This is a genomic window from Streptosporangium sp. NPDC006013 (assembly GCF_040614275.1).
Taxonomy (GTDB): domain Bacteria; phylum Actinomycetota; class Actinomycetes; order Streptosporangiales; family Streptosporangiaceae; genus Streptosporangium.
Genome location: NZ_JBEXUE010000024.1, coordinates 1 through 25,417 on the forward strand (window position 1 = coordinate 1; position 25,417 = coordinate 25,417).

At 68.5% G+C, this 25,417-nt stretch carries 25 protein-coding genes and 1 pseudogene; 14 read left to right on the top strand and 12 right to left on the bottom strand.

What is annotated here, in order from left to right:
• Together ABZ260_RS06225 and ABZ260_RS06230 are read left to right on the top strand one after the other, a co-directional pair.
• Nucleotides 1-1,588, top strand: a 1,588-nt coding sequence (locus ABZ260_RS06225) for an ABC transporter ATP-binding protein (RefSeq protein WP_355613546.1), incomplete at its 5' end; no start/stop codon positions are given.
• 47 nt (nucleotides 1,589-1,635) lie between these two features.
• The gene (locus tag ABZ260_RS06230) at nucleotides 1,636-3,645 is read left to right on the top strand and encodes a prolyl oligopeptidase family serine peptidase (protein ID WP_355613551.1); all 2,010 of its coding nucleotides are present in this window, start codon (nucleotides 1,636-1,638) and stop codon (nucleotides 3,643-3,645) included.
• Nucleotides 3,646-3,698: 53 nt separating this feature from the next.
• Here ABZ260_RS06230 and ABZ260_RS06235 read toward each other — a convergent pair whose 3' ends face one another.
• Nucleotides 3,699-4,841 (bottom strand): transposase, encoded by a 1,143-nt coding sequence (locus ABZ260_RS06235; RefSeq protein WP_355613554.1) that lies wholly within the window; start codon nucleotides 4,839-4,841, stop codon nucleotides 3,699-3,701.
• Between the two features lie 24 nt (nucleotides 4,842-4,865).
• Here ABZ260_RS06235 and tnpA point away from each other — a divergent pair, with 24 nt between their 5' ends.
• Entirely contained in the window at nucleotides 4,866-5,294 is a 429-nt protein-coding gene (gene tnpA / locus ABZ260_RS06240) for an IS200/IS605 family transposase (protein ID WP_355613556.1), read from the top strand.
• Nucleotides 5,295-5,561: 267 nt separating this feature from the next.
• Here the strand turns inward: tnpA and ABZ260_RS06245 are convergent, their stop codons facing one another.
• From ABZ260_RS06245 to ABZ260_RS06255, 3 genes are all read right to left on the bottom strand, one after another.
• Nucleotides 5,562-6,185 (bottom strand): DUF6461 domain-containing protein, encoded by a 624-nt coding sequence (locus ABZ260_RS06245; protein WP_355613558.1) that lies wholly within the window; start codon nucleotides 6,183-6,185, stop codon nucleotides 5,562-5,564.
• Between the two features lie 74 nt (nucleotides 6,186-6,259).
• Nucleotides 6,260-7,156, bottom strand: a complete 897-nt coding sequence (locus ABZ260_RS06250; RefSeq protein WP_355613560.1) for an oxidoreductase — start codon at nucleotides 7,154-7,156, stop codon at nucleotides 6,260-6,262.
• A 133-nt stretch (nucleotides 7,157-7,289) separates the two neighbouring features.
• A complete protein-coding gene (locus tag ABZ260_RS06255) occupies nucleotides 7,290-7,742 on the bottom strand; it encodes a VOC family protein (RefSeq protein WP_030907952.1) in 453 nt (150 codons plus the stop codon).
• 414 nt (nucleotides 7,743-8,156) lie between these two features.
• Here ABZ260_RS06255 and ABZ260_RS06260 point away from each other — a divergent pair, with 414 nt between their 5' ends.
• Nucleotides 8,157-9,698, top strand: a complete 1,542-nt coding sequence (locus ABZ260_RS06260; RefSeq protein WP_355613562.1) for a glycosyl hydrolase family 18 protein — start codon at nucleotides 8,157-8,159, stop codon at nucleotides 9,696-9,698.
• A 299-nt stretch (nucleotides 9,699-9,997) separates the two neighbouring features.
• On the opposite strand, the gene ABZ260_RS06265 is transcribed toward ABZ260_RS06260, so the two are convergent.
• On the bottom strand, nucleotides 9,998-12,334 hold the full coding sequence (locus ABZ260_RS06265) for an AAA family ATPase (RefSeq protein ID WP_355613564.1): 2,337 nt from the start codon (nucleotides 12,332-12,334) through the stop codon (nucleotides 9,998-10,000).
• A 543-nt stretch (nucleotides 12,335-12,877) separates the two neighbouring features.
• On the opposite strand from ABZ260_RS06265, the gene ABZ260_RS06270 reads away from it, so the two are divergent.
• The 4 genes from ABZ260_RS06270 to ABZ260_RS06285 all read left to right on the top strand — a co-directional run bounded on the left by ABZ260_RS06270 (nucleotide 12,878) and on the right by ABZ260_RS06285 (nucleotide 16,144).
• Entirely contained in the window at nucleotides 12,878-13,408 is a 531-nt protein-coding gene (locus ABZ260_RS06270) for an EF-hand domain-containing protein (protein ID WP_355613566.1), read from the top strand.
• A 49-nt stretch (nucleotides 13,409-13,457) separates the two neighbouring features.
• On the top strand, nucleotides 13,458-14,543 hold the full coding sequence (locus ABZ260_RS06275; protein WP_355613568.1) for an isocitrate/isopropylmalate family dehydrogenase: 1,086 nt from the start codon (nucleotides 13,458-13,460) through the stop codon (nucleotides 14,541-14,543).
• A 126-nt stretch (nucleotides 14,544-14,669) separates the two neighbouring features.
• Nucleotides 14,670-15,293, top strand: coding sequence for an isochorismatase family cysteine hydrolase (locus ABZ260_RS06280; RefSeq protein ID WP_355613570.1), 624 nt, complete (start codon nucleotides 14,670-14,672; stop codon nucleotides 15,291-15,293).
• A complete protein-coding gene (locus ABZ260_RS06285; protein ID WP_355613572.1) occupies nucleotides 15,263-16,144 on the top strand; it encodes a class I SAM-dependent methyltransferase in 882 nt (293 codons plus the stop codon). The genes ABZ260_RS06280 and ABZ260_RS06285 overlap by 31 nt, the downstream gene beginning before the upstream one ends.
• 289 nt (nucleotides 16,145-16,433) lie before the next feature.
• On the opposite strand, the gene ABZ260_RS06290 is transcribed toward ABZ260_RS06285, so the two are convergent.
• The 4 genes from ABZ260_RS06290 to ABZ260_RS06305 all read right to left on the bottom strand — a co-directional run bounded on the left by ABZ260_RS06290 (nucleotide 16,434) and on the right by ABZ260_RS06305 (nucleotide 18,915).
• The gene (locus ABZ260_RS06290) at nucleotides 16,434-17,126 is read right to left on the bottom strand and encodes a hypothetical protein (RefSeq protein ID WP_355613574.1); all 693 of its coding nucleotides are present in this window, start codon (nucleotides 17,124-17,126) and stop codon (nucleotides 16,434-16,436) included.
• 82 nt (nucleotides 17,127-17,208) lie between these two features.
• Nucleotides 17,209-17,493: a hypothetical protein gene (locus ABZ260_RS06295; protein ID WP_355613576.1), complete on the bottom strand. Its 285-nt coding sequence runs from the start codon at nucleotides 17,491-17,493 to the stop codon at nucleotides 17,209-17,211.
• 487 nt (nucleotides 17,494-17,980) lie between these two features.
• Nucleotides 17,981-18,355, bottom strand: coding sequence for an ADP-ribosylation/crystallin J1 (locus ABZ260_RS06300; protein WP_350916715.1), 375 nt, complete (start codon nucleotides 18,353-18,355; stop codon nucleotides 17,981-17,983).
• Nucleotides 18,356-18,477: 122 nt separating this feature from the next.
• Complete coding sequence (locus tag ABZ260_RS06305; RefSeq protein ID WP_355613578.1) at nucleotides 18,478-18,915, bottom strand: MerR family transcriptional regulator; 438 nt, start codon at nucleotides 18,913-18,915, stop codon at nucleotides 18,478-18,480.
• Nucleotides 18,916-19,010: 95 nt separating this feature from the next.
• On the opposite strand from ABZ260_RS06305, the gene ABZ260_RS06310 reads away from it, so the two are divergent.
• Complete coding sequence (locus ABZ260_RS06310) at nucleotides 19,011-20,060, top strand: aldo/keto reductase (protein ID WP_355613580.1); 1,050 nt, start codon at nucleotides 19,011-19,013, stop codon at nucleotides 20,058-20,060.
• A 3-nt stretch (nucleotides 20,061-20,063) separates the two neighbouring features.
• Here the strand turns inward: ABZ260_RS06310 and ABZ260_RS06315 are convergent, their stop codons facing one another.
• Nucleotides 20,064-20,462, bottom strand: coding sequence for a helix-turn-helix domain-containing protein (locus tag ABZ260_RS06315; protein WP_355613582.1), 399 nt, complete (start codon nucleotides 20,460-20,462; stop codon nucleotides 20,064-20,066).
• A 107-nt stretch (nucleotides 20,463-20,569) separates the two neighbouring features.
• On the opposite strand from ABZ260_RS06315, the gene ABZ260_RS06320 reads away from it, so the two are divergent.
• A complete protein-coding gene (locus ABZ260_RS06320; protein WP_355613618.1) occupies nucleotides 20,570-21,238 on the top strand; it encodes an NAD(P)-binding domain-containing protein in 669 nt (222 codons plus the stop codon).
• 155 nt (nucleotides 21,239-21,393) lie between these two features.
• A pseudogene (locus ABZ260_RS06325) lies at nucleotides 21,394-21,585 on the top strand (transposase); the annotation flags it as partial.
• A gap of 71 nt (nucleotides 21,586-21,656) precedes the next feature.
• Here the strand turns inward: ABZ260_RS06325 and ABZ260_RS06330 are convergent.
• Nucleotides 21,657-21,854, bottom strand: a complete 198-nt coding sequence (locus ABZ260_RS06330) for a transposase (RefSeq protein ID WP_355613620.1) — start codon at nucleotides 21,852-21,854, stop codon at nucleotides 21,657-21,659.
• Nucleotides 21,855-22,187: 333 nt separating this feature from the next.
• Between ABZ260_RS06330 and ABZ260_RS06335 the strand changes: the two genes are divergently transcribed.
• Nucleotides 22,188-23,363, top strand: a complete 1,176-nt coding sequence (locus ABZ260_RS06335; protein WP_355556738.1) for a macrolide family glycosyltransferase — start codon at nucleotides 22,188-22,190, stop codon at nucleotides 23,361-23,363.
• Between the two features lie 231 nt (nucleotides 23,364-23,594).
• Here the strand turns inward: ABZ260_RS06335 and ABZ260_RS06340 are convergent, their stop codons facing one another.
• The gene (locus tag ABZ260_RS06340; RefSeq protein ID WP_030907873.1) at nucleotides 23,595-23,972 is read right to left on the bottom strand and encodes a glyoxalase/bleomycin resistance/dioxygenase family protein; all 378 of its coding nucleotides are present in this window, start codon (nucleotides 23,970-23,972) and stop codon (nucleotides 23,595-23,597) included.
• 118 nt (nucleotides 23,973-24,090) lie between these two features.
• Here ABZ260_RS06340 and ABZ260_RS06345 point away from each other — a divergent pair, with 118 nt between their 5' ends.
• Together ABZ260_RS06345 and ABZ260_RS06350 are read left to right on the top strand one after the other, a co-directional pair.
• Nucleotides 24,091-24,480, top strand: a complete 390-nt coding sequence (locus tag ABZ260_RS06345; protein ID WP_355613584.1) for a helix-turn-helix domain-containing protein — start codon at nucleotides 24,091-24,093, stop codon at nucleotides 24,478-24,480.
• A 105-nt stretch (nucleotides 24,481-24,585) separates the two neighbouring features.
• Complete coding sequence (locus tag ABZ260_RS06350; protein ID WP_355613586.1) at nucleotides 24,586-25,368, top strand: MerR family transcriptional regulator; 783 nt, start codon at nucleotides 24,586-24,588, stop codon at nucleotides 25,366-25,368.
• Nucleotides 25,369-25,417: the final 49 nt, after the last annotated feature.

The following is a 25,417-nucleotide window of genomic DNA, read 5'->3' on the forward strand; positions in this document are numbered from 1 at the left end:
GGCCGTCGCGCGGGCGATCGACGACGGCTTCGGCGCGGGACGCCCCGCGGCCGGGTTCGCCTGGCTGGCCCTGCTCGGCGGTGCCTGGCTGCTGGCCGCCGTCGGCGCGCGTCAGGTGGTACTGGCCGTCGCCGCGATCGTGGAGCCGTTCCGCGAGGAGCTGCTCGCGCATGTCGTCGACGACGCACTGCGCCACTCGGCCGCCTCCGGGCAGGGGCCGGGGGCGGGAGCGGTGGCCCGCGCCAACCTCCAGGTCGAGCTGGCCCGCGACGCCTTCGCCTCGGTCATCACCGTGGTCAGGTCGTTCGCGTTCACCGTGGTGAGCGTGGTACTCGGGCTGGCGACCCTCGTCCCCGGGGTGCTCGCGCTGGTGCTGCCGCCGTTCTGCGCGGGCCTCGTCCTCTTCTCACTGTCGCTGCGTGCCCTGGCCAGGCGGCAGCGGGACTTCATCCTGGCCGACGAGCGTACCGCCGGGGCGCTGGCCGGCATGGTGGGCGGGCTGCGCGACATCGCCGCCTGCCGGGCCGAGGAGCGGGTCGCGGGTGACGTCGGCCTCCGGGTGACCGAGCAGGCCCGCGCGGCCAGGTCGCTGGCGCGGGTGACCGCGCTACGCACCGCGTCGCTGGCGGTGGGCGGCTGGCTGCCGGTACTGCTGGTGCTGGCCGGGACCCCCTGGCTGCTCCGCGAGGGCGCGGGCGCCGGGGTGATCCTGGGCGCGCTGGCCTACGTCACCCAGTCGCTGGCGCCCGCGCTCGGCAACCTCGTGGAGGGGCTGGGGATCAACGGCGTCCGGCTCCGGGTGGCACTCGACCGGCTGCTGCGCGACGGCGACCCGCCCGTACGGGCACGCGGACGGCTCGCGGCCGAGAGCGGAGGTGCCGAGCTACGCGGCGTGACGTTCGCCTACGGCCCGCATGCCGAACCGGTGATCGACCGCCTCGACCTGTCGGTCCCCGAGGGGGACCACATCGCCGTGGTCGGGCCGAGCGGCATCGGCAAGTCCACCCTCGCCGCGCTGCTGACCGGCGTGCTGCTGCCGGGCTCCGGCCAGGTCATGGTGGGCGGCGTGCCCGCCGACCGCCTCGACCCCGCCGACCGGGTGCTCATCCCCCAGCAGGCGTACGTCTTCCGCGGCTCCCTGCTGGAGAACCTGACCTACCTGTCCGACGCCCCGAAGGAGGCGGTGGACGAGGCCGTGGCCGCGGTCGGCCTGACGAACCTGGTGGCGCGGCTGGGCGGCTACTCCGCCGGGATCGACTCCGGTCTGCTCTCACCCGCCGAGCAGCAGCTGGTCGCCCTGGCCCGCGCCTACCTGGCCCCGGCCCGGCTGGTGATCCTCGACGAGGCGACCTGCCATCTGGACCCGGCGGCCGAGGCCCGCGCGGAGGAGGCGTTCGCCCGCCGGGACGGCACGCTCCTCGTCATCGCCCACCGGCTGACCTCCGCCCTGCGGGCGCGGCGGATCCTCGTGATGGACGGCACCAGCGTCCGGCTGGGCACGCACGAGGAGATGCTCGCCGCCTCCCCGCTCTACGCCGACCTGGCCGGACAGTGGAATCCGTCGAGCAGACAGGAGCTGGTGCCTTGACTCTCCCCGAAGCCAGAGCCCTGGGTGTCCACGCCGAAGGAGATTCGATGATCTATCCTCCCGCCGAGCGGCAACCGGTCGTCGACCACCTGCACGGCCACATGGTGCCCGACCCGTACCGCTGGCTGGAAGACGCGGACAGCCCGGAGACGCGGGGCTGGATGTCCGCCCAGGAGGAGCTGTGGCGCGGCCACGCCGCCGCGCTGCCGGGGCGCGACCTGTGGCACGCGCGGGTGGCCGCGCTGACCGGCGCCGGGATGGTCGGCGTGCCGATGTGGCGCGGTGGGAGCCGGTTCCTGCTGCGCCGTACGGCCGACCAGGAGCACGCGGTCCTCTATCGCACCGGTCCCGACGGGGTCGAGGAGGCGCTGATCGACCCGGTGGAGCTGGACCCGAGCGGGCTGACCACGCTCGACCACTGGCAGCCCGACTCGGACGGCCGGCTGATGGCCTACCAGCTCTCCACGCACGGCGACGAGCGCTCGGAGCTGCGGGTGATGGACGTCGCCACCCGGCGGGTGGTCGACGGCCCGATCGACCGCTGCCGGTACGCGCCGGTGGCGTGGCTGCCCGACGGTAAGGCGTTCTTCTACGTCCGCGCCCGCCAGGTCCGCCTGCACCGGCTCGGCACCCCGGCCGAGGACGATGCCGTGATCATGGGCGAGGACCGCTCCTACGGGCTGGGGATCAGCTACAACGGGCGCTGGCTGACCGTCTCGGCGGCGGCGGACGACGGCAACGACCTCTGGCTGGCCGACCTGTCCACCTCCTCCCCCGAGCGCCCTGACCTGCGGGTCGTCCAGCGGGCGGCGGGCGCGGTGACGATGTCCGCGGTCGGCCGCGACGGGCGCCTGTACCTGCTCACCACCCTGGACGCGCCACGGGGACGGCTCTGCGTGGCCGACCCCGCGCGGCCTGGCACCGAGCACTGGATCGAGCTGGTCGGCGAGGACCCGCAGGCGGTGATCGGCGAGTTCGCGATCGCCGGACAGACGCTGCTCGTCGGCTGGACCCGGCACGCGGTCGGCGAGATCAGCGTCCACGACCTGGCGACCGGGGAGCGGCGCGGCCTGGTGCCGCTGCCGGGGCTCGGCTCGGCCGGCGCGATGTCCACCCGTCCCGAGGGCGGCCACGAGGTCTGGTTCACCTACACCGACAGCGTCACTCCGCCGAGCGTGCACCACTACGACACCCGTACCGGGCAGACCTCGCTGTGGAGCGCCGCGCCCGGCGCGGTACAGGTGCCGGAGCTGGAGGCCCGGCAGGTGGTCTTCGCCTCGGCGGACGGCACCCCGGTGCGGATGGTCGTGCTGGCACGGCCCGGCTCGGGCCCCCGGCCCACGATCCTGTACGGCTACGGCGGCTTCGGGCTCTCGCTCACCCCCTCGTACTCCGGCTACATCCTGCCCTGGGTCGAGGCCGGCGGGGTGTTCGCCCTCGCCCAGCTGCGCGGCGGCGGCGAGGAGGGCGCCGCCTGGCACCGCGACGGCATGCTGGAGCGCAAGCAGAACGTCTTCGACGACTTCGCGGCGGCGGCCGAGGCGCTCGTCTCCGGCGGCTGGACCACTCCCGCACAGCTGGGCGCCTGCGGCGAGTCCAACGGCGGGCTACTGGTCGGCGCCGCGCTGACCCAGCGCCCCGACCTGTTCGCCGCCGCGGTCTGCTCGGCACCGCTGCTCGACATGGTCCGCTACGAACGCTCGGGGCTCGGCCCGGCCTGGCGTTCGGAGTACGGCTCGGCCGACGACCCCGAGCAGCTGGGCCGGCTGCTGGGCTACTCCCCCTACCACCGCGTCACCGAGGGCGTCGACTACCCGGCGACGCTGCTGACCACCTTCGGCGGCGACTCCCGCGTCGATCCCCTGCACGCGCGCAAGATGTGCGCGGCCCTGCAGTGGGCGACCTCGGGCTCACGGCCGATCCTGCTCCGCCACGAGGGGGACGTCGGCCACGGCTCCCGCGCAACCGGCCGCGCGGTCGCCCTGGCCGCCGACATGCTCACCTTCCTCGCGGCCCACACCGGTCTGGATCTCCATACGTCAGCTTCTCAGCCCTGAAGGACTGAGCTTGCAGCTCCTCGCCGTCGGTGGTTTCGACGGTCTGGTCCGCGTCAGGCAGCGTGACTCACTGCCCAGCTCGTGACACCGCGTGCGGCGATGTTACGAGCTGCGTTGACGTCGGCGTGCTCAGCGAAGCCGCACGACGTACAGCGGAAGGTTTCCTGGTCGGGCCGGTTCTTCTTGTCCACATGCCCGCAGGCCGAGCAGCCTTGCGAGGTGTAGGCCGGGTCCACGTACACCACGGCGACACCGGCACGGGCCGCCTTGTAGGCGATGAACCGGCCGAGCTGGTGAAAACTCCACGAATGCAACGTGACCCGCTGGGGCTTGCGGAGCCGTACCCGGTCGCGGATGCCCTGGAGATCTTCCAGGGCGATGCCTTGCCCGGTGCGTGTCGCCTCGGTCACGATCTGCTTGGCGATGGTGTGGTTGGTGTTCGCGGCGAACCGGGCCTCGGCCCGGCGGCGCCGCTTCAACAGCCGTTTGGCGGACTTGGTCTGCTTGGCCTGCAGGCGGCGGCGCAGCTCGCGGTGGCGGTGGCGGACCGCGTTCAGACCTTTGCCGCTGTGGCGAACCCCGCCGCTGGTGGTCGCGAGGTTGGCGATCCCCAGGTCCACCCCGGTGAATCCGTTCGGGGTGCGCACCGGCACGTCCGGCAGGTCGCAGGTGGCGATGAGGAACCACCTGCCGTCGCGGTACAGAAGGTCTGATTCGCCCTTGCGGTAGGCGGCCAACGTCTGGAGCTGATCGGCCGAGGCGGTGAACGCCACGTTTTTCATTCGCCCGCGCGTGGTCCAGATGCTCACTGTGCACGCGTCCATCTGCCAGGACAGACAGCGGTCGTCGAACGACTGGGCCGCGCCGGGGCGAAAGACGATCGGCTTGGCCAAGGCCCGCTCGCGCCGCGCGGAGCCGGACCTGCCCACATTGCCGTTGCGGACATTGGCGTGCAGCGTGGCGTAGGCGTCGGTGACCTTCTTGACGACATGCTGCGCGGCCTGAGCCGCCAGCCCGTAGTCGTCCTTGATCTGCCCGTAGGCGTGCCTGCGCAGATCGTAATTGCGAAATACCCGCTGGTCGTGGGCGAGCACCGCCACCCAGGTGGCCGCGTCGTTGACCGCGCGCAGGGTCGCCTCCAGCGCCGCCGCCTGCTCAGGCGTCGGCAGGAGTCTCACCTGCACCACCAGCTTCACCTCGAACACTTTAGCCTTAGGTCCATGTCACCGAGATGGGAACCGAACCCCGATATAAGAAGGGGCCGAAGCGTTGTTTACACGCTTCATGCGCATTTGGTCTTCATCCCGAGGTATCGGCGAGGTGTGTTCACCGACGAGATTCTGCGTCGCTGCGAAGACATCATGATCGAGGTGTGCGACAGTTTCGGGGCGAAGCTGGTCGAGTTCAACGGCGAGGAAGATCACGTGCACCTGCTCGTGCACCACCCACCCAAAGTCGCCCTCTCGACGCTGGTGAACAGCCTCAAGGGCGTGTCCGCCCGGCTACTGCGCAAGGAGTACCCGGCACATATCCGTAGGTATCTGTGGGGCGGGCACTTCTGGTCGCCGTCGTACTTCGCCGCCTCCTGCGGCGGCGCACCCCTATCGATCATCAAGGAGTACATCGAAGACCAGAGACGCCCGGACTGAGCCGCTCGACGGCCTACCGGTCACCGCACCGCTCGGGCCCTGGCGACCCTCCCGCGCTGTCGTTTCCTCCCGGGCGTGAACGCCCGGGGCTCCACGCCAGATCACGCTGAAGCCGGGACCGGCGGCGTGAGTCCTGGTCATCGCCACCGGCCCCGGGGTCAGGAAGGCGGGCGGTGGTCGAGGAAGGCCGGTGCCCACGGTTGCGTGGGAAGGTGGGCACCGGCCTTCTGGGGCGAACGGCCGTACCTTGCCAGGCCGGTTCGATCGCTACGAGCAGCTGTCAACGCGCGGGATCACGAAGCGCTCGTGCGGGGAGTCCAGCCAGGCCGCGTGGATCTCCTCACCGGTCACCCGGCCCGCCAGGACGAACGCCGACGAGATGCTCTCCTCGATCGACCCGCCGTTCTCTTCCAGATCGAACCTCAGCCCATTCATGAAGGGATCCAGCGCGGTGATGTCCGTCCCGGTGCGGTGTTCGGGGAGGATGAAGGAGAGCCTCACCGCCACAGCGCCGTTCACCGCGTAGCCGATCTCCTCGTTACCGCCGATGTCCCAGCTCACGCTCAGGGCCCGGCGGCCGTCCTCGGAGAGTCGCATGAGGGTTTCGTCGAGCACGACGTCACAACCCGCGACCTGGAGAATCAGAGCCCATGCACCGGCCTGCCCGGCCAGGATCACGCCGTCACCGTACTGGATGTCCAGGTCGTCGCAGACCCCGGCGAGGGTGCACATGCGGGCGGAGCCAAGGTCGGCACCGAGCAGGGCGGCGATCGACCGCGGATCCCGGCCTTCGCACCAGAGGACGGCGAACTGCTCGAACGGGCTGGTCTCGTCGTCGTATTGCTCGACGTGCGAGAGAAGCAGATCGTACAACCGCGTATCGGAGCTCATGAATTCTCTTTCCGCCGACATCGGCAAAGCGTAGTGGCCGAAGTCGTGACGCTCGCACTCGATGCCCTACTCCTCTAAAGAGAGTCGAGGCGGGTCATTTCGTCCTCTGAGAGTCGCAGGGCGCCGGCGGCCACGTTGTCGGTCAGGTGATCGGGGTCGCCGGTGCCGGGGATGGCCAGCACATGTGGTCCGCGCTGCAACGTCCAGGCCAGCCGGACCTGCGCGGCCGTCACGCCGTGCGCGCGTGCGACGGCGAACACCTCCTCGCTGTCGGTGACCCCCGCACCCGCCTCGCGCCCGGCACCGGCGATCGCGAAGAACGGTACGAACGCCACCCCCTGTTCCCCGCAGATACGCAGGAACTCGTGGTCCTCGGGCCGTGCGCCGATGCCGTAGGCGTTCTGCACGCAGACCACCGGCGCGATGGCCTGGGCCTCGGCGAGGTGTGCGGGCGTGACGTTGGAGATGCCCAGATGCCGGATCAGCCCGGCGTCGCGCAGGTCGGCCAGCGCACCGAAGTGCTCGGCGATCGAGCCGGTCGCCAGGCTCCGCGGGATGCGCAGGTTCACCACGTCGAGGTGGTTCCGGCCGAGCTGGCGCAGGTTCTCCTCGACCTGGCCACGCAGTTGCTCCGGCCTGGCCCACAGCCACTCACCCGACGGATCCCGGCCCGGCCCGACCTTGGTGACGATGACCAGATCATCGGGGTACGGCGCCAGCGCGCGGTTGATCAGCTCGTTCGCCGAGCGCAGTGCCGAGAAGTAGAAGGCCGCGGTGTCGATGTGGTTCACCCCGAGCTCGACCGCGCGGCGCAGCACGGTGATCGCCCGGTCACGGTCGCTCGGGGCGCTGTTCCCGAACACCGTGCCGTGCTGCGTCAGGCGCATCGCGCCGAACCCGATCCGGTTGACCGGCAGGTCGCCGAGCTCGAAGACGCCCGCTGCCGCGGCGGTGATCGTCTTTGCGGTCATCGAATCTCCTTGAGCGTGGCGGCCCCCGCCTCCAGGCATGGGGAGGAAGTCAAGGTCGAAGTCTGCCAGCTCCTGAGCCGCGGCCACATCGCGACCGGAGTTCGGGCGGAAATCCCGGACCGCGTGAAAGGGCCTATGCGGCGCAGAACTCGTTGCCTTCCGGGTCCAGCATGATCCACCAGTGTCCGGCGGGCCCCTTGTTCACTTCGCGGACGCGGGTGGCGCCCAGGCCCTCCAGCCGTGCCGCCAGCGCGTCAAGACCACCGGGCTCGCTGTGTACGTCAATGTGCAGACGGTTCTTGCCGGATTTACTCTCGGGTACGTCCTGGAAGAGCAGACGTCGCCCGCGGCCGACGCCGCTGGTCTTGTCGAACGGGTCCTCGGGGTGGCGGATCGCGGCGTAGCCACGGAAGACCTTACGGCCGTGATGCTCGGTGACCGCTTCCTCGCCGATATGGCCGGCGGCCAGCAGCTGCTCGATGAGCACGCTGGGATCTTCCACTTCGTAGCCCAGTGCCGCGGCCCAGAAGTCCGCGAGCGCGGGTGCGTTCGTACTGTCAATGACCAGTTTCCAACTCAATGCCATGTAACCGGTCATACCGGTTACATGGCATTCACCGCAACCCGGAACTCCCCCAAGCCGGCCGGCAGTTCCTCTGCGCGGGCCGCTACCCGCCGTGCGTTGGTCACCCCGCGACGCCTGGCCTGCCGCTCGGCCTCGGCGAGCATGTCTTCATCGGGGTCAGCGCCCGACCGCCTCGGTGAAGAACCGCGCCATAGCGAGCGTCACGGCGCCCGGCCCGCAGCCGACGTCGAGGAGTCGGCTTCGGCCGTCCAGGGCTGTGGCCAGTGTGCCGAGGCGCCCGCACCTGAGCCACCGTAGACAATTGGTAAGTTTCTTTACAATAATGAGAGACCGCGCACCCCCCATCATCGCGGCCGCCAGTCCTGCGCCGCGCCCGCCAAAGCCCGGTCTCCGGGCTGGAGAAGGGTTATCCACATGACGCGAATACCGCGCCCGCTCGTGCTGGTCGTCTCATTACTGCTCGCGGCCCTGGGGGTCCTGGTCATCCAGACCTCGGCCCGCGCGGCCAACCTGCTCGCGAACCCGGGCTTCGAAACCGGCGCCCTGTCACCCTGGTCCTGCACCGGCGGCCTGGGATCCGTGGTCGCCTCCCCCGTCCGCTCCGGCACGAAGGCGCTCGCCGGCGCCGCCGACTCCTCCGATAACGCCCGGTGCAGCCAGTCCGTGTCAGTCCAGCCGAACACCGCCTACACGCTGACCGCCTGGGTCCGTGGCGGCTACGTGTACCTCGGCGTGAACGGCGGCGGCTCCACCTGGACCTCCTCGCCCTCGGCGTACAGCCAGCTCACGGTCCCCTTCACCACCGCGGCCAACCAGACCACCGCCGTGGTCTACCTGCACGGCTGGTACGGCCAGGGCACGTACTATGCCGACGACGTCAGCTTCGACGGTCCCGGAGCCACGCCCACGCCCACTCCCACGACCTCGCCCACGGTCAGCCCCACGCCGACGGTCAGCCCCACGCCCACGGCCTCTCCCACCCCGACGCCGACGGGTGACACGACGTGCCCGGTGAAGTCGAAGCCCGTGGGGAAGGTCCTGCAAGGTTACTGGGAGAACTGGGACGGCGCGGTCAACGGCGTGCACCCGCCCTTCGGCTGGACGCCGATCACCGACCCCCGCATTCGCCAGCACGGCTACAACGTGATCAACGCGGCGTTCCCGGTCATCCGCTCCGACGGCACCGTGCTGTGGGAAGACGGCATGGACGCCACCGTCAAGGTCGCCACCCCCGCCGAGATGTGCCAGGCCAAGGCGGCAGGCGCGACGATACTGATGTCCATCGGCGGTGCGACCGCCGGCATCGATCTCAACTCCAGCGTCGTCGCCGACCGTTTCGTCGCCACCGTCGTGCCGATCCTGAAGAAGTACAACTTCGACGGCATCGACATCGACATCGAGACCGGCCTCACCGGCAGCGGCAACATCAACCAGCTCTCCGCCTCCCAGGCCAACCTCATCCGCATCATCGACGGCGTGCTCGCCCAGATGCCGTCCAACTTCGGCCTGAGCATGGCACCCGAGACGGCCTACGTCACCGGCGGCAGCGTGACCTACGGCTCGATCTGGGGCGCCTACCTGCCGATCATCAAGAAGTACGCGGACAACGGCCGCCTGTGGTGGCTGAACATGCAGTACTACAACGGCAGCATGTACGGCTGCGCCGGCGACTCCTACTCCGCCGGCACGGTGCAAGGCTTCGTCGCCCAGACCACCTGCCTGAACAACGGGCTGGTCATCCAGGGCACCACGATCAGAGTCCCCTACGACAAGCAGGTCCCCGGCCTACCCGCCCAGCCTGGCGCCGGCGGCGGATACATGTCGCCCTCACTGGTCTCCCAGAGCTGGAACAGCTTCAGCGGCAACCTCAAGGGGCTGATGACCTGGTCCATCAACTGGGACGGCTCGAAGGGCTGGACCTTCGGTGACAACGTCAAGGCGCTGCAGGGCCGCTAAGGTGCGCCGTCAAAAGGATCCAGGTCGTACGAGATCATGTCCGGGTGATTCGCCGTCATGAACTGACCGATGAGAGTTACTCCCGTCAGGGCGGTCGAGCCGCCCTGACGGGAGTAACGATCGCCGGGTACTGAACGGCATCGCGTGGAAGATCCGTACCGGTTCGCCGTGGCAGGGCTGCGGTGAGACGGCGGCGAGGCTCCCGGCCGGAACATCGGATCTTGGTCGACCGCCGTCTTACCCGGGGCCTTCTCTTATCGACCGGCACCCTCCGCGGACCTGCTGCGACCAGGGCCGTCTCAGTCCTCCGCCAACAGCCACGCCTCCAGCGCACGCGGCACGGCCGGCGACGGCGAGAACCCCGTGCTGTGCAGCACACCCAGCCGCTGGGTGGCACGGGTCAGGGCGACGTACAGGTCGTTGAGCCCGCGTGGCGACTCGGCGACGATCAGGCCCGGCTCGACCACCAGCACCTCGTCGAACTCCAGGCCCTTGGCCTGCCTGACGTTCAGCGCGACGACGGGGCTGGGCGCACCGGGAGCCTCACCGACGGACGCTTCCGGCACCCCCGCCGCGATCGCGAGGCCGAGCGGTTCCAGCAGCGAGTCCGGTGTGATGACCGCCAGCCGCCGATCGGTCAGCCCGGCGGCCTCGGTCGCGACGACCTCGATCAGCCGGTCGGTGAGTTCCTCCGGCGGCACGCGGAGCCCCCAGGGCTCGACACCGCTCTCCCGTACCGAGACGGGCGCCTCAAGGCCGGCGTCGATCTCCGCCAGCACCTCGGTGGCGACGGCCATGATCTCAGCCGGCACCCGGTAGTTCCGGGTGAGGTTCTCAAGCCGCCAGCGCCCCTTGACATAGGGGTCGAGCACCCGTCCCCACGACAGGGTGCCTGCTAGGTCCCCGCTCTGCGCCGTGTCGCCGACGACGGTCATCGACCTGGCCGGGCATCTCCGCATCAGCAGCCGCCAGGCCATCTCCGACAGCTCCTGCGCCTCGTCGACGATCACGTGGCCGAATGCCCAGGTCCGGTCGGCGGCCGCACGCTCGGCCGAGGTGCGGTGGTCCGCCTCCCGGTGCCGCTCGGCGAGCGTGTCCGCATCGACCAGGTCGTTGACCGTGAGTATCTCGGCCTCCTGGTCGTCCTCCAGGTCTGTGGCCCGCGAACCCATCGCGACGTCCAGCACCCCCTGGGCGTAGGAGACCCGCTCACGCCGTTCATACTCCTGCCGGAGCCGCTCCGCCCAGGTGTCCTCACCGAGCAGTTCGGCCGCCTCGTCCAGCAGCGGCACATCGGCGGGCGACCAGCCACCGCCGGGCTCCCGCAGCAGCAGCGCCCGATCCTCGGGGGTGAACCCCGGTGCCGCGGAGGCGATGCGATCTGCGGAGCAGAACAGATCAGTGAGCAGCCGCTGTGGCGTCAGGTCGGGCCAGAGCTCATCGAGTGCGGCCATGACCGCCTCGTCGGTGAGCATCTCCCGGCGGATGCTCTCCACCTGGTCGTCGTCCAGCAGACGCTCACCGTCGAACGGATCGGTGCCGACGCGTTCGGCGTACTGCTCGGCGAGGGCTCCGCTGATCTCCCGGACCACGAGCGGTCTGGCCGGGTTGTGCGGGGACAGCGAGCCCCGCGCCAGGTCGCGCGCCCGCTCGCAGGTCCGCCGATCCAGGCGCAGCGTCTGTCTCTCGTACTCCACCTCCAGGTGGTCCTCCGGTACCCACTCGCGGTCGCGTACGGTGGCGGCGATCACCTCGGCCATCGCCAGCCGGCCCTTCACCTCGGCGGTCTCGGGCGTCTCCTGTCGTTCCGCGGTCACCCCGGGATACAGCCCGCCGATGGTCGACAGGAGCACACTCGTCTCGCCCAGCGCGGGAAGCACGTTCCCGATGTAGCGCAGGAACGTGGCGTTCGGTCCGATCACCAGCACCACCCGCCGCGCCAGCTGCCGCCGGCGGGTGTAAAGCAGGTAGGCCGCACGGTGCAGCGCCACCGCGGTCTTTCCCGTCCCGGGTCCCCCCTGCACAACGAGCACTCCGGTGTGCTCGGACCGGATGATGCGATCCTGCTCGGCCTGGATCGTCTGGACGATGTCGGACATCCGGCCGGTCCGACCGGCGTTCAGGGCGGCCAACAGGGTAGCCTCGCCCGCCAGCCCTTCGTGCCTGGCCCCTGCCGCGGATTCGAGGTCGAGCAACTCGTCATGGATCTCGATCACCGTGCGGTCGCGGTCCTTGATGTGCCGGCGCAGCCGGACGCCCTCCGACGTGACCGCGGTGGCGAGGTAGAACGGGCGGGCGGCCGGTGCCCGCCAGTCGATGAGCAGCGGGGCCATGTCCTCAGCCTCGTCCTCGGCGTCGTCGAACATGCCCATCCTGCCGATGTGGCGGCACTCGCCGTCGAGCATGTCGAGCCGTCCGAAGCACAGGCCCTGCTCGGCCGCGTTGAGCCGGGCGAGGCGTTCGACGTAGGCGGCGTGCGCGGTGTCCTTCTCGACACGTGCCTGGGCATTGCCACTGGATGTCGCGAGCACCTGGGTCAGCCGTCCGGTGACGTGTTCGCGGAGCTCGTCGAGCCGGCCGTACAGCATCGACACGTACTTCTGCTCCGCACGCAGCGCTTCGCTTGACAACAGCACTCCTCGTGATACAATTAACCGGCAGATGTGTGTGTTCTGCATCATGGACGACCAGTAGCGTAGCTCTCGTCGGCACGCCCGTCCAACCTCTCCCGCGCTCGTCGCCGAGCAGTGGCTCTTCCTGCACCCATGCCGCGACCGCGCGAGGTCGGCCTCGAACGTCATCGCGGGTTCCGCGGACCGCTGCCGCCGATCGTCGACCCCTCCCCGGACGCCCGGAGCAAACTCGCCGCCGACATGCGGACCGCCCGCCACAGCCTCGATCGACCCGGCCCCGGACAGCTGAGCGCCATCACCAAACCCAGCGCTTACCGCATTTCACACCGTCTATCTGGTGAACGACCGACCAGAGCAGTGACGCAAACAGCCTGAATAATTAGGCTATTTGGTGTTTAATGGCAATTATTCTATTGGTCGCATTTTGCCTCTTTGGTCGCCAATCACGTCGCAAACATCCGGGTCATTGTCCGGCATGGTCGTGTACAGTCGGGGCCACGATTTCATCCCTCATTTCGAGTGGCGACCAAAGAGAGGTAATGGAATATGCAGAAAGCAGCCATCGATCGAGTACAGCTCATTTTCACCCTGCTCGACGCGGACGGCACCGGCTACCTCGAAGCCGAGGACTTCGAACTCATGGCGACCCGCGTCATCGCGGCGGCCCCCGATTCCGACGATGCGGCCAAAGCCGCCATGCTCGCCGCTTTCCACCGTTATTGGATGACTCTCGCCGCGGAACTGGACGCCAACGACGACAACCGCATCAGCTTCGAGGAGTACACCGCCTGCGTCCTCTCCCCGGAACGCTTCGACGCGGCGATCACCGACTTCGCCGAGGCACTGGCCGCACTGGGCGACCCGGACGGCGACGGACTCATCGAGCGGCGTGTCTTCATGGCGCTCATGACGGCCATCGGCTTCGAGCGCGCGAACATCGACGCGCTCTTCGACGCGTTCGGGCCATCGGACGCCGACCAGATCATGGTCTCGGTCTGGGCCGCCGGCATCAAGGACTACTACCGCCCGGAGAAGACCGGAATTCCGGGCGATCATCTGGTCGGTGGGCCGATCTGATCGAAATCACGGCAGCCTGACATATCCGGCCTTCGACAGAGGAACACACGTGGAACCAGTCATCGGACTTGCCGTCGGCCGGGGAACGGGCCCCGAACTCGCGACGGTCTTCGAGCGGGTGCTGACCAGAGTCGCCGATGCGTATTCGGTCGAAATCAATGTCACCCGGTCGAAACGGGTTTACCACTCCTATTCCTCATTGAAGGCCGGCGCCGGAATCGAGCGGATCCGCGAACTCACCGGGGAGGACGCCGACCACTACGCGGAGTTCTGCCGCACGCGGGCCGCTCTCGGCGTCCCGGCCATCTTCCGCACGGCGATCAACGCCCAGTCGCTCTACCTGGTCCGCCAGCGCCTGCAGGCGGTGAAGGTCGACGCCATCGCCACCCCGGAGGCGTCACTGCTGCTGGTCCGGGACGAGGCCCAGGGCTTCTACACCGGGGAGAACAGCCACGCTCCAGGCGCACTCATCCGCACCATGGCGTTCAGCCGGGAGATCACCGAGAAGGTCATCGCCTTCGCCGTCCGGCGTGCGCGGCGGCAGTGGCCGGACGGCGGAATCGACCAGATCGTCATGGCGTACAAGTTCCACCTGCTCGACGGAGCCCTCGACGAGTGGGTGGCCGAGAGCGCCGCGCGGCACGGCGTCGAGATCCGCCTGTTCCAGCCGGACACGGTGAACCGCAACCTGATCGAGCACGGCCCGCGCCCCCGCACGGTGATCATCGCGGGCAACGAGTGGGCCGACATCATGCATGTGGTCCTGCTGGACCGTTTCGGCGCCGAACGCCAGGAGAACCGCTGCACCGAGAACGTCTACCTGCACCCCGACGTGGCCGGGCTGGTCGAGTACCAGACCGTGCACGGCTCCGCCGACGACCTGACGGGAACGGACACGGTCAACCCGGTGGCGACCGTACGCGCCGCGGCGATGATCGCCGAGCGGCACGCGGGCTGCGCCGGGGCGGTGCGGATGGTGGAGCGCGGCCTCGAATCACTCGGCCACCAGGGCATCGGCACCCCGGATCTGGGCGGACGGCACTCGACCACCGCCATGGTGGATGCGCTGCTCGACGTGCTGGAGCCCGCCGGACAGCCGGCCGTCAACGACCCCGGCCTGAAGGCTGGAGCTTGAAGTGCCGCATCGCGCACCGCCGGCTCCACATTGACCAGCCCCAGCCATCACGATTTGGAGGTGCAACCAGATGGCCATGTTGAACACACGTCGGCAGACCGGCTCCGGGGGGCTTCCTGGATTCACATGACCACCGCACTGGTCGTCGTGGACCTGCAGAACGACTTCTGTGTCGGGCCGACCGCCCGCGCCCGGTACTCCGGCGCCCCTGCGACCCTGGAGGCCGTCGCGACGAACACCGCGCTGGCCGTCGACCGGGCGCGGGCCCGCGGCATGGAGGTGGTCTTCGTCCGGTTCGTCGGCGACGCCGAACACCAGGGTCCGAGCTGGCGGCGCCGGGACCGCGTACAGAACAAGCCGCTCAAGTGCCTGGAAGGCTCGTGGGGTGCGGAGTTCCATCGGGTGTCACCCCTGCCGGAGGAGCGCGTCTTCACCAAGCAAGCGTGCTTCGACGCCTTCCTCAGCGCCGGGTTCGAGCAGCATCTCGTCCGTCGCGGCATCGGGCGGCTCGTGTTCGCGGGCCTGTACACCGACGTCTGCGTGGACTCCACCGCCCGGACCGCGTTCCAGAAGGGCTTCCACATCACGGTGCTGACCGACTGCACCACCAGCCGACACCTGCCGGACGCGGACATCCTGCGCTTCATGGCCGTTCTCTACGGCGCCCACCTCACCAGCTATAACCACCCGTGGACGCCCTCAGCCGGAGAGGAGAACCCGTGCCAGGTGTCGAAGGCGGCGTCGGCCTGACCGCCCTCATGGTCGCCGCCGCGCGGGCGATCGAGACCCACCGGCCCGATGCCCTGGCCGGCGACGCCTACGCCGAGCACTTCGTACGCGCCGCCAAGGTGTCCGCGGCCTGGCCGGTCCGCCCGGCGGAGGTGCCGGACGGGGACGCCAACCCCCTGTGGGGCAGGCTGGGGCGCTATTTCGGCCTGCGCACCCGAGTCCTCGACGACTTCCTCATCCGCTCGGTCCACGCGGGCGCCCGGCAGGTCGTTCTGCTCGGCGCGGGCCTCGACACGCGGGCCTTCCGGCTCGGCTGGCCGCCGGAGCGGGTCATCTACGAGATCGACCGCGACGGCGTCCTTGCGTTCAAACACCACGTGCTCGACGGCATCGCCGCCATCCCGACGGCCACCCGCCACCCGATCGCGGCCGATCTGCGCGACGACTGGACCCAGTCGCTGCTGAGCACGGGCTTCGACCCGGCCGTGCCGACCGCGTGGCTGGCCGAGGGCCTGCTGCTCTATCTCCCGTCGGCCGCCGAGCGGCATCTCATCGACACTGTGGACCGCCTGAGCGCCGACGGAAGCACCCTGGCCTTCGAGGTCAAGCTGGGGGTGGAGTCTCCGGAGGTCCGCGCCGGCCCCGTCTACGTCGCGGCCAGGCAGCAGATCGGCGTCGACCTGCTCGCCCTGTTCGACGGGGAGCCACGTCCAGACTCCGCCGGCCACCTGCGGGAGTTGGGCTGGTCCACCGCGACCCACACCCCCTTCGACTTCACCCGCCACCACGGCCGCGGCCCACGCCCTGAGCCGAACGACGCCCTGGCAAGCAACCGCTGGGTGTTCGCCAACAAACCCGGCATGTACCGCTGATCGGCTTCTCGGCGGTAACCGCCTGATGTCACACCACCGGTGTCCGGGCCACGGAGGGGAAACCCTCTTTTGATTCGGGGTGAGGAACGCCTCCGTACCGAGCTTGGGAACGGCTGTGGAACCGGGACCGACGGCGTGAGTCCCGGTCATCACCACCGATCCCGAGGTCAGGAAGGCAGGCGGCGATCAGGGAAGGCCGGTGCCCCAGGTCACGCGGGAAGTCCGCACGTCGAAAGTGACGGAGTATGGCGCTGACGTGCTTCCCAAGGGATCGCCGTACCCGGGACTGTCAGAATTCCTCAAGGAGTTCGGCGGCAGCCTTGGGATCCATGATGTTGGACCAGACCTGTTCCGCGGGCAGGAGATCGCGTTCGGGCAGCGCGTATTCGGGGAACCAACCGTCTGCCTCGCAGCCGGGAACCCTACCCAGGATCATCGCAACCAGGTTGGCCGGGACGGAACCGGTGATGCGGATCGCCGCATAGGTTTCGTTACCGTGATCGGCGCGGACCTGGACACCGAGGCGGAAGCCGGAGAAGTCAGCGGCATGTTCGTGGCCGTCATGCAGGGATCCACGTGCGAGATCACGGATGGTGGAGTTGAGCCGCAGGGCGAATCTGGTAGCCGCTTCGAGCCGGTAGCGGTCATGGTCGTCACGGGTGGGCAGGAGATGCCCGCTGTAGGTGCCGGTAGCCAAGGCATTGTCATGCTCAGCGTTGTAACGGGCACGGGCCGCTTTTCCGCTGCTTTCCAGAGCGGTATAGAAGTCATCGTTGGAACCGTCTTCGCGAGTCCCCGCAGCGACCATCCATGTTGGGACCTCAGCGTCGGGATCATCGGTCCATACGGCTCCACGCCAGCGTTGCACCTTCACCTTGAACAGCACCACGTCATCGATAGCACGGATGCGCTCGTGCACGCTGCCGGGATCGGCGAACTGCTCGGAAGCCTTGTCCAGCAGTGGATGGCTGATCGTGTCCAAGGGAGTCTGCCCAGATGGTACGGGCAGCTTCAGGTCGTTGCGGAGGACACGCAGTGTGGGGCGGACACGGTGCATGGAGATGTCAGTCCTCCCAGTCGCCGGTGCCACCGAGTTCGTTGATGCGTTCGGGCGACAGGCCGGTGAGCAGGGACACATTGGAGGACAGGGAGCCGTCCAGGACCTTCATCGACTCGATCATCCCGCGGCGGATCTGTTCGCGCTGCTGGTCCAGGTAGACGCGGACGGCGGCGGCGACCAGGTCTTTCTTGGTCATCCCGAGGAAGTGGGCTCCCTGGGAGATCAGCTCGTCGGTTGCCAGGTCGACTTTCAGCGGTGATTGCCGCTTGGTCGGGTGAGGCATCGTCATGGCTTCCCCCTTTCGCTTCCATGGTACCCAGGTACCTCAAGGTGAACAATCACCAGAGAACCAGCGAGTGGATGCCAGGTTGGCGTCTGAAGAAGATCCCGCACCGGCCGTCAGCAGAACCGGCTCCTCTCTCAAGGTCGAAGAGCTGACATAAAGGGGTTGCCTGGCGCGAACCTGACCGATGTCCTCGTGAAAGATGACATCCGGGATGCTCTCGGCTCCTCACGTCAATGCCTCCGCCATCTCGGGAGTCCGTGATCAGTCCCAGAAGTTGAACATCGCCTCGCCAACCGTTGCGGGTTCCAGCTCATTCGCCATGAGCTCGGAAAGGTCAGCGCGAGCCATCGGCAGAACCAGCTCCGCCTCGCTCAACAGCCGGTACGGCCCACACTCACCGAATCCCGCTCGCCAACCGAATCGTCCAGAAACGACACCGGCACGCCGTTCTCACTCCCACACCGAGCAGGTGCGAGAAGCGGAAGGAGTGTCACGATCCTGCCGCAGCCCGCCCGAACTCGTGGACGACCTCGATCACACCCACGATGTGGTCGTTGAACTCCGCCAACTCCTCGGCGGGCACCCACAACTCCAGGATGTCCCTGCCACCCGCCTGCCGGACCGGATAGCGAGCGACGAAGTCACTGTCGACCTGGAACCGGGTGACGTAACCGACCCCGGAGTGCGGGACGTTCCAGTCTCGGGCGATCTTCACCGCGTACGCCTCGTTGAGCACCGGATAGAAGATCGGCTGCTCCGGCAGACGCGGTGGCCACCTGCGCCACCCCGACCGGCGCACCAACTCCAACTCCTCCGGCCCGGTCGGCCTCCAGAGCGTGGTGAACCCCACCGGCCGCATCGACATGATCCCCTCCCTCTGGCGGCCATTCTCGTCAGACGAACCCAACGGAAGCGACCCGTTTCTTTAGCGGAGGTGTGCTCCTGGTCCGTACTCCCACCCTCAACTCGCGGAGGTGACACACCGCGCTAATCCTGCTCTTGCTGCTCGGACAGTGACGACGCGTCGCATCCCTGCTTGGCGGGGCCCTGTTCGAGGTGGTCTTCGTACACCCCGACCTTGAACGTGATCAGGTCCAGGCACCGGGTCAGCTTGTCCATCTGGGCGAGCACGTGCTCCCGGTGCCGTCGCAGCAGCGCGAGCCGTTCTTCCTCCGTGCCGGAACCCTGCCTGACCAGGTCGGTGTACTGGCGGATCTCGGGGAGGGGCATGCCGGAGGCACGGAGAATGACGCAGAGCCGCAGCCACTCCACGTCGTCCTCGCTGTAGAGACGACGTCTGCCGGGTCCACGGCCTACGGGATTGGCCAGGACGCCTTCACGCTCGTAGAAGCGCAGCGTATGCACGCTCAAACCGGTGCGTTCGGCGACCTGTCCGATGCTCAGATCCTGTTCGACTTTCGGCATGCCCTTCACAGTAGGGGCTTGCCCTAGAGCCGACTCTAGAACCTAGAGTACGCCGCATGATCACCCCGGCCCGCGACCACTAAGGGAGTTTGACCATGCACTACCGCGTTCTCGGTGGTACCGGCATCGAAGTGAGTGCCCACTGCCTCGGAACCATGATGTTCGGCGCTGTCGGCAACCCCGACCACGACGAGTGCGCCCGCATCATCCACACAGCCCTCGATCAGGGGATCAACTTCGTCGACACCGCGGACATGTACTCGGCGGGCGAGTCGGAGGAGATCGTGGGAAAGGCGTTGCGCGGCCGTCGTGACGACGTCGTGCTCGCCACAAAGGTGCACTTCCAGATGGGCGAGGGCCCGAATCGCAGCGGTAACTCCCGGCGCTGGATCATCAAGGAGGTCGAGGAGAGCCTCCGGCGCCTGCGCACCGACTGGATCGACCTCTACCAGATTCATCGCCCTGACCACACGACCGACATCGAGGAGACGCTCAGCACGCTGAGCGACCTCGTACGCCAGGGCAAGATCCGCGCCTTCGGCTGCTCCACATTCCCGGCCGAGGAGATCGTCGAGGCGCATCACGTCGCCGAGCGCCGCGGTCTGCTGCGCTTCAGGACCGAACAGCCGCCGTACTCGCTGCTGGCCAGGGGCATCGAGACCTCCGTGCTGCCGGTCTGCCAGCGGCTGGGAATGGGGGTGCTGACCTGGAGCCCGCTGGCCTCGGGCTTTCTGACCGGCAAGTACCGCAAAGGCCGGCCCATCGATCTCACCACCGGTCGTGCGGCACTGACACCGGCACGCTTCGATCCCTCGCTTCCGGTGAACGCCACCAAGCTGGACATCGTCGAACAGCTCGTGGAGGTCGCGGACGGCATCGGCTGCTCGCTGCCCGAACTGGCTGTGGCCTTCACCGTGGCACATCCCGGCGTCACCTCGGTGATCGTAGGGCCGCGAACGATGAACCAGCTGGAGACGCTGCTGAAGGGCGCCTCACTCACCCTCGACGACGCGACCCTTGACCGGATCGACGAAATCGTGCCGCCCGGGACCAACGCCTACCAGCCGGACGGTGCCTGGCGCCCGCCGGTGCTGGCCGACACCGCCCGACGCCGTCGCCCGCTCACGAACCGTTCCGCGGCCTAGTACTTACAGTGACACTTTGGGATCATGGCTGGTACGCGTTTCGATGACGTTCCGCGCGGACTTCTCCTGAGCGTCGAGAAGCTTGTCACCGTGCTGAGTCGCCCAACGTCCGAGGGCCTTCATCGGGCCGTCGACCAGGCTCTGTCCCAAGCCTGTCAGGGCGTACTCGACACGCGGCGGGGCTTCGGCATGTGCGCGGCGGTCGATCAGCCCGTTTGCGAGCAGGCGACGCAACGTATCTGTCAACACCTTGTCACTGATGCCGCCGATGGCATCGCGCAGTTCGCGCCGCCTGCGCGCCCCAGAGGCAAGAGCCGCCAGGACCACAGGATCCCAGGTGTGGGCGAACAGATCGGTGGCCGCACGCACACGGCAATCCGCCACGAACTCGTCTCGACCCATGTCCTGATCGCTCCTCTCGACGAAGCATGATCGCCTGTTTGTCACACACCGATCGGTGCATAACGACTTCTCTACCGTGACCACCAGACAATCGTCGCTTGACGCGAGTGCATGAGAGGGGTACGCGGATGCGCATCGGAATTTTGGGCACGGGAATGCTCGCGGCAGCACTCGGCGAGGGCTGGGCCCGCGCCGGACATGAGCTGACCGTCGCCGGGCGATCTCCGGCCAAGGCGCAGGAGCTCGCTGACCGGCTGGGGCGGAGGGCTCGCGCCGTCACGCCGCGCCAGGCCATCGTAAATCGAGATGCCGTGCTGCTCGCCGTGTCATGGCAGGGCGCCGAGGACATGCTGTGCAGCGCGGGCGCGGCTGACGGCTCGCTGGAGGGAATTGCGCTGATCGATCCGACGAACGCCGTCGAGCACGGCGTAGGTGTGGTGCTGACCGGACCCGGCGAGGCGATGGCTCAGCGGATCGCCAGGCTGTCTCCAGGCGCGCACGTCGTGAAAGCGTTCCACATGTTTCCCTCCGATCAGTGGACTAGGTCTCGCGCCACTGGCGAACCCCCTGTCACGGTGGCGATGTGCGGTGACGATCCGGAAGCGTTGCGCGTCGTCGGCGAACTGGTCCGTGATGTCGGCGGAGTCCCGGCCGTGCTGGGGTCGCTGGATCGCGTTCGCCAGCTTGAGGAGGTCGCGGGGTTCGTCATCAGGCTGACCTTCGTCGGCACCGACCCCAACTCCGCCATCCCACGCGTCCCGTCAGCGGCTGCGTGACACCCATGCCGACACTTCGCGATCTTGGCCCGGTGGTCGCATGATGAAGGCCACCACTTGATCATTCGGAGCTTGTGAAGATATCTGAAGATCACCTGATGGCCGTGGCCGACAACGTAGACCCTGACGACTGGCTGGCCACCTTCAACGACCTGATGAGCCGGATCGCCGGCCACTTCGGACGGGTCGAACCTCGTCGTACGGCCACCGCCTACGTTCGTGGCCTGCTGTCCGACATAGACCGGAAGAACTGCTGGAGCCTGGCCGAACAGGCCAGGCTCGCCGGCCCGCAGACCATGCAGCGCCTGCTGCGCAGCGCACGATGGGATGCCGAGGCCGTCCGCGATACCGGTGTGCTGATCGTGGACGAGACAGGCTTGAGCTTGCTCCGCTTTGACGGACACCGATGGTGTGGTGTTCAGGCTGCTGCGGCTTCGAAGTCGGCCTGGCGCACCCAGTCGCGCACCGCGGTCTCGGTCAGATCGAAGTCCGCGGCCACCTGCCTGACCGACCGGTCACCCCGCCGGCACAACTCGACGATCTCGGCCTTGAACTCCGGCGTGAACGAACGGCGAGGCCGAGGCTTCTTCTTCCCCATGCTCTCCATGATGGACATCCTTCCGGGGACGGACCCCTGATCTCGGATGTCCGCCAAACCGGATCAAGCCCACTTCGCCAGGGGGGCCATCTACGCGACAGGTGTGATGACCCCTTGTCACTGCCGGAAGAAGTCGTCGTAGGCACAAGCCGCGGCAATAATTCGGTTGGGCGAGGTGGGCGGGTAGGTTAGGCTCTCGCGCGTGATCTATTTCATTCGCCTGCGTTCAGCCTGACACGGCGCGACCGCCGGGCCTGCCCGCCATCGGGCGGCCCCTTTTGAGCGACCCTGTCCTTCGGGTCTTCTCCTGCGCGCCGTCGGAACACCTCGTTCGAGAACCGACAGGACATCATGCGTACGCGCGAACACATCGCCATGATCGGCTGCACTGCGCCGAGTCACATCTATCCCTCGCTGGCCGTCATCACCGAACTCGTATCCCGTGGATACCGGGTGAGCTACGCGGTCGGTGAGGCCCTGACCGGGCTGGTGGAGCCCACCGGCGCCGAAATCGTCGCCCACCCCTCGCTGCTCCCGACCAGCGAGGCCGACTGGCCGGACGATCCGGCTTCGGCCATGCACGTCTTCCTCGACGAGGCGATCGCGGTGCTGCCGCACCTCATCGACCGCTACGACGACGACCGACCCGACCTCCTGCTCTATGACATCGGCGGGCTGCCCGCACCCGTGCTGGCCGCACGGTACGGCATCCCCGCCGTGCAGCTTTCCCCCACGCTCGTCGCGTGGGACGGCTACGAGCAGGATCTGGCCGAACACCTCGACGCGATGCGGACGTCGGAGTCGGGCGAGCGCTACTACACGGCGCTCACCGCCTGGCTCCGCGACAACGGCATCGAGCGGGACGCCTGGGACTGGCAGTCACACCCTGACCACGCCCTCTCCCTGATCCCTCGCGCGATGCAACCCAACGCCGACCGGGTGCCGTCGAACGTCCGGTTCGTGGGGCCGTGCCTTTCTCCCCAGCGGCTGGCGGACACCGGTTGGACGCCGCCCGGCGATGACAGGCGGGTGCTGCTCGTCTCGTTCGGCACCACCTTCAACGACAAGCTCGACATCTACCGGGCGTGTCTCGAAGGTTTCGCCGGTTCGGACTGGCACGTGGTACTCGCGGTGGGCGCGAACGTCGATCCCGCGGATCTCGGCCCGCTCCCGGACGGCTTCGAGGTGCATCGCACCGTGCCGCAGCTGGCCGTACTGGCCGAGGCCTCGGCGTTCATCACCCACGCGGGAATGGGCGGATGCGTCGAGTCGCTGTGGTTCGGCGTGCCGACCGTGGCGATCCCCCAGGCCGTGGACCAGTTCGGCAACGCGGCCATGCTCGAACAACTCGGTGTCGGAAGGCATCTGCCCACCGAGGAGGTCACATCGGCGACCTTGCGCTCCACGGTCGAGGAGGTCGCGGGATCAGCGGAGGTGGCCGCCCGCCTGGCGGAGATCCGTGCGACCGTACGGGCTGACGGCGGCGTCGACCGCGCCGCGCAAGCGGTGGAGTCGTTCCTGAGCTGAGCCCTCGTCCTCGCGGGGCAGGCCCCCTGCCCCGCGAGGCGGGTATCACGACAGTGCGGTGACCCGGAACATGTAAGCAGCCGAACACCTCCTCAAGGTGCGACAGCTCGACTCCGCTTCCGTGACCACGTGGCGCCCGCCTCGTCCTTCCCGGTCAGCCGGACCTGCCCCGGCGCCAGTAGGCGCTCACCGCTCGGACCGCTCAGCGCGTCGTACGCGGCACGTCCGGGCTCAGCTCCCGATGATCCGCTCGACCAGCTCGGGTACCCACTCGACGTACTCCACTTCCGGCCCGCCGGCGTGGCGGGCGTAGAGGAACCGCCCGGTGGGGCTCGTGCTCATCGCGGTGGTGATCTCGGCGCCGTGCGCCTCCAGGGCGCGGACCTGCTCATCGAGGTCGGAGACGATGACGGTCGCCGAGGCATGGGCGTACCTCGCTCGCTCCTGCTGCGGTCCGGCCACGATGAGGAGGTCGCCGATGGCGGCCAGCTCGACGCCGTCGAAGGCGAACCGCAGGTCGGGTTCGGCCCCGACCATCTCCCGCAGCAGGGGCAGAGCGCGGTCGAGGTCGTCGGCCCACAGGCGGCCATAGGTCTTCAGGATCGTCATGGGACCTCTCCCGGTCGGCGGGCCTTCCGGCCACACTCTCTTGTAGTTACCCGGTAACCGTAGAAGAGTGTGCGTTGACGTGGAAGAACGCACTTTTTGGAAAGGGAGGCACCTCGCGGTGACCGAGCAGCTCAGCCCCGTGCCGCACCGGGCGGACCTGACCCGTGCCGACTCGCTGGCACGCGAGATCTTCATCGGGATCGCCAACAAGTGGGCCCTGCTGATCGTCAACGTGATGGGCGAGCGCACGTTGCGCTTCACCGAGCTGCGCGCCGAGATCGAGGGCATCAGCCACAAGATGCTGACCCAGACGTTGCGCGGACTGGAACGCGACGGGCTCGTGGACCGGGTGGTCCACCCGACGGTTCCCCCGCGCGTGGAGTACACCCTGACCGCCGCGGGCCGGGAACTGCGGGACACCGTCAACGGCATCTGCGGCTGGACCCGCCGGTATCTGGACCACATCGAGCAGGCCCGCCACCGCTACGACGCCACAGCCCGGCGGTGACCTTCGGACAGCGGGCGACCGCCGCGGAACTCAGCTGCTGTGATCATAGGTCGCGGTCAGGGAGGAGCTTGACCTTGACGCGACGTCAACGTCTGTAATACAGACATGCGAATCGGAGAGGTCGCGGCGCTGGTCGGCATCACCACCCGCGCCGTACGCCATTACCACCACCAGGGACTGCTGCCAGAACCACCGCGGCGGCCCAACGGCTACCGCGTGTACGGCCTGCGGGACGCGGTCGAGCTGGCACGGATACGGCGGCTCACCGAGCTCGGCCTGGCCCTTGAGGAGGTACGCGACGTCCTGGCCGACGACCGGGGCCGTGACCTGCACGAGGTGCTCGTCGAACTGGACGCCGATCTCGCCCGCCAGGAGCGGGCGATCCAGGAGCGCCGGTCCCGGCTGGCGGTGCTGCTGGAAAAGGCCTCCGGCGCCGATCTCGACCCCGACGACGTGGTCTCCCCCGGGCTGGCCGGGTTGTTCGGCGCGATGTCGACCTCGGCAGCCGAGCTGCCGGAACCCGCGCTGGCGGCCTGGGACCGCGAACTGCTCGCGCTGATGGACACGGCAGCCACTCCCGAGGATCGGGAGCGGCTGTTCGCCGCCATGCGGCCGATGGCCGCCGACCCCGGCGCCGTGGCCCGCTCCTACGAGCTCTACCGCAGGCTCGGCGAGCTGACCGAGGCGACCGCCGACGATCCGCGGATCCCCTCGCTGGCCGCCGAGTTCGCCGACCACGTCCCGGCCGACCTGCTGGCCCTCCTCGGCTCCGATCTCCCGGGGGCCTCCACCGATCCACTCGGTGCGGCCTTCCTGGCGGATCTTCCCCCGGCCCAGGCCGAGGTCGTACGCACGACGCTGCGGCTTCTCGGCGGGCGGCTGTGCTGACTTCCTCCCCGCGGCTGAAGCCCGGGGTCTCCACGCTGGAGGTATTCAG

Excerpts from the sequence above, each read along its gene's own strand:
- ABZ260_RS06230 (WP_355613551.1), top strand. The coding sequence starts at position 1,636 with ATGATCTATCCTCCCGCCGAGCGGCAACCGGTCGTCGACCACCTGCAC.
- tnpA (WP_355613556.1), top strand. The coding sequence starts at position 4,866 with ATGTCACCGAGATGGGAACCGAACCCCGATATAAGAAGGGGCCGAAGC.
- ABZ260_RS06245 (WP_355613558.1), bottom strand. The coding sequence starts at position 6,185 with ATGAGCTCCGATACGCGGTTGTACGATCTGCTTCTCTCGCACGTCGAG.
- ABZ260_RS06250 (WP_355613560.1), bottom strand. The coding sequence starts at position 7,156 with ATGACCGCAAAGACGATCACCGCCGCGGCAGCGGGCGTCTTCGAGCTC.
- ABZ260_RS06255 (WP_030907952.1), bottom strand. The coding sequence starts at position 7,742 with ATGGCATTGAGTTGGAAACTGGTCATTGACAGTACGAACGCACCCGCG.
- ABZ260_RS06260 (WP_355613562.1), top strand. The coding sequence starts at position 8,157 with ATGACGCGAATACCGCGCCCGCTCGTGCTGGTCGTCTCATTACTGCTC.
- ABZ260_RS06270 (WP_355613566.1), top strand. The coding sequence starts at position 12,878 with ATGCAGAAAGCAGCCATCGATCGAGTACAGCTCATTTTCACCCTGCTC.
- ABZ260_RS06280 (WP_355613570.1), top strand. The coding sequence starts at position 14,670 with ATGACCACCGCACTGGTCGTCGTGGACCTGCAGAACGACTTCTGTGTC.
- ABZ260_RS06295 (WP_355613576.1), bottom strand. The coding sequence starts at position 17,493 with ATGACGATGCCTCACCCGACCAAGCGGCAATCACCGCTGAAAGTCGAC.
- ABZ260_RS06300 (WP_350916715.1), bottom strand. The coding sequence starts at position 18,355 with ATGTCGATGCGGCCGGTGGGGTTCACCACGCTCTGGAGGCCGACCGGG.
- ABZ260_RS06305 (WP_355613578.1), bottom strand. The coding sequence starts at position 18,915 with ATGCCGAAAGTCGAACAGGATCTGAGCATCGGACAGGTCGCCGAACGC.
- ABZ260_RS06310 (WP_355613580.1), top strand. The coding sequence starts at position 19,011 with ATGCACTACCGCGTTCTCGGTGGTACCGGCATCGAAGTGAGTGCCCAC.
- ABZ260_RS06315 (WP_355613582.1), bottom strand. The coding sequence starts at position 20,462 with ATGGGTCGAGACGAGTTCGTGGCGGATTGCCGTGTGCGTGCGGCCACC.
- ABZ260_RS06330 (WP_355613620.1), bottom strand. The coding sequence starts at position 21,854 with ATGTCCATCATGGAGAGCATGGGGAAGAAGAAGCCTCGGCCTCGCCGT.
- ABZ260_RS06335 (WP_355556738.1), top strand. The coding sequence starts at position 22,188 with ATGCGTACGCGCGAACACATCGCCATGATCGGCTGCACTGCGCCGAGT.
- ABZ260_RS06340 (WP_030907873.1), bottom strand. The coding sequence starts at position 23,972 with ATGACGATCCTGAAGACCTATGGCCGCCTGTGGGCCGACGACCTCGAC.
- ABZ260_RS06350 (WP_355613586.1), top strand. The coding sequence starts at position 24,586 with ATGCGAATCGGAGAGGTCGCGGCGCTGGTCGGCATCACCACCCGCGCC.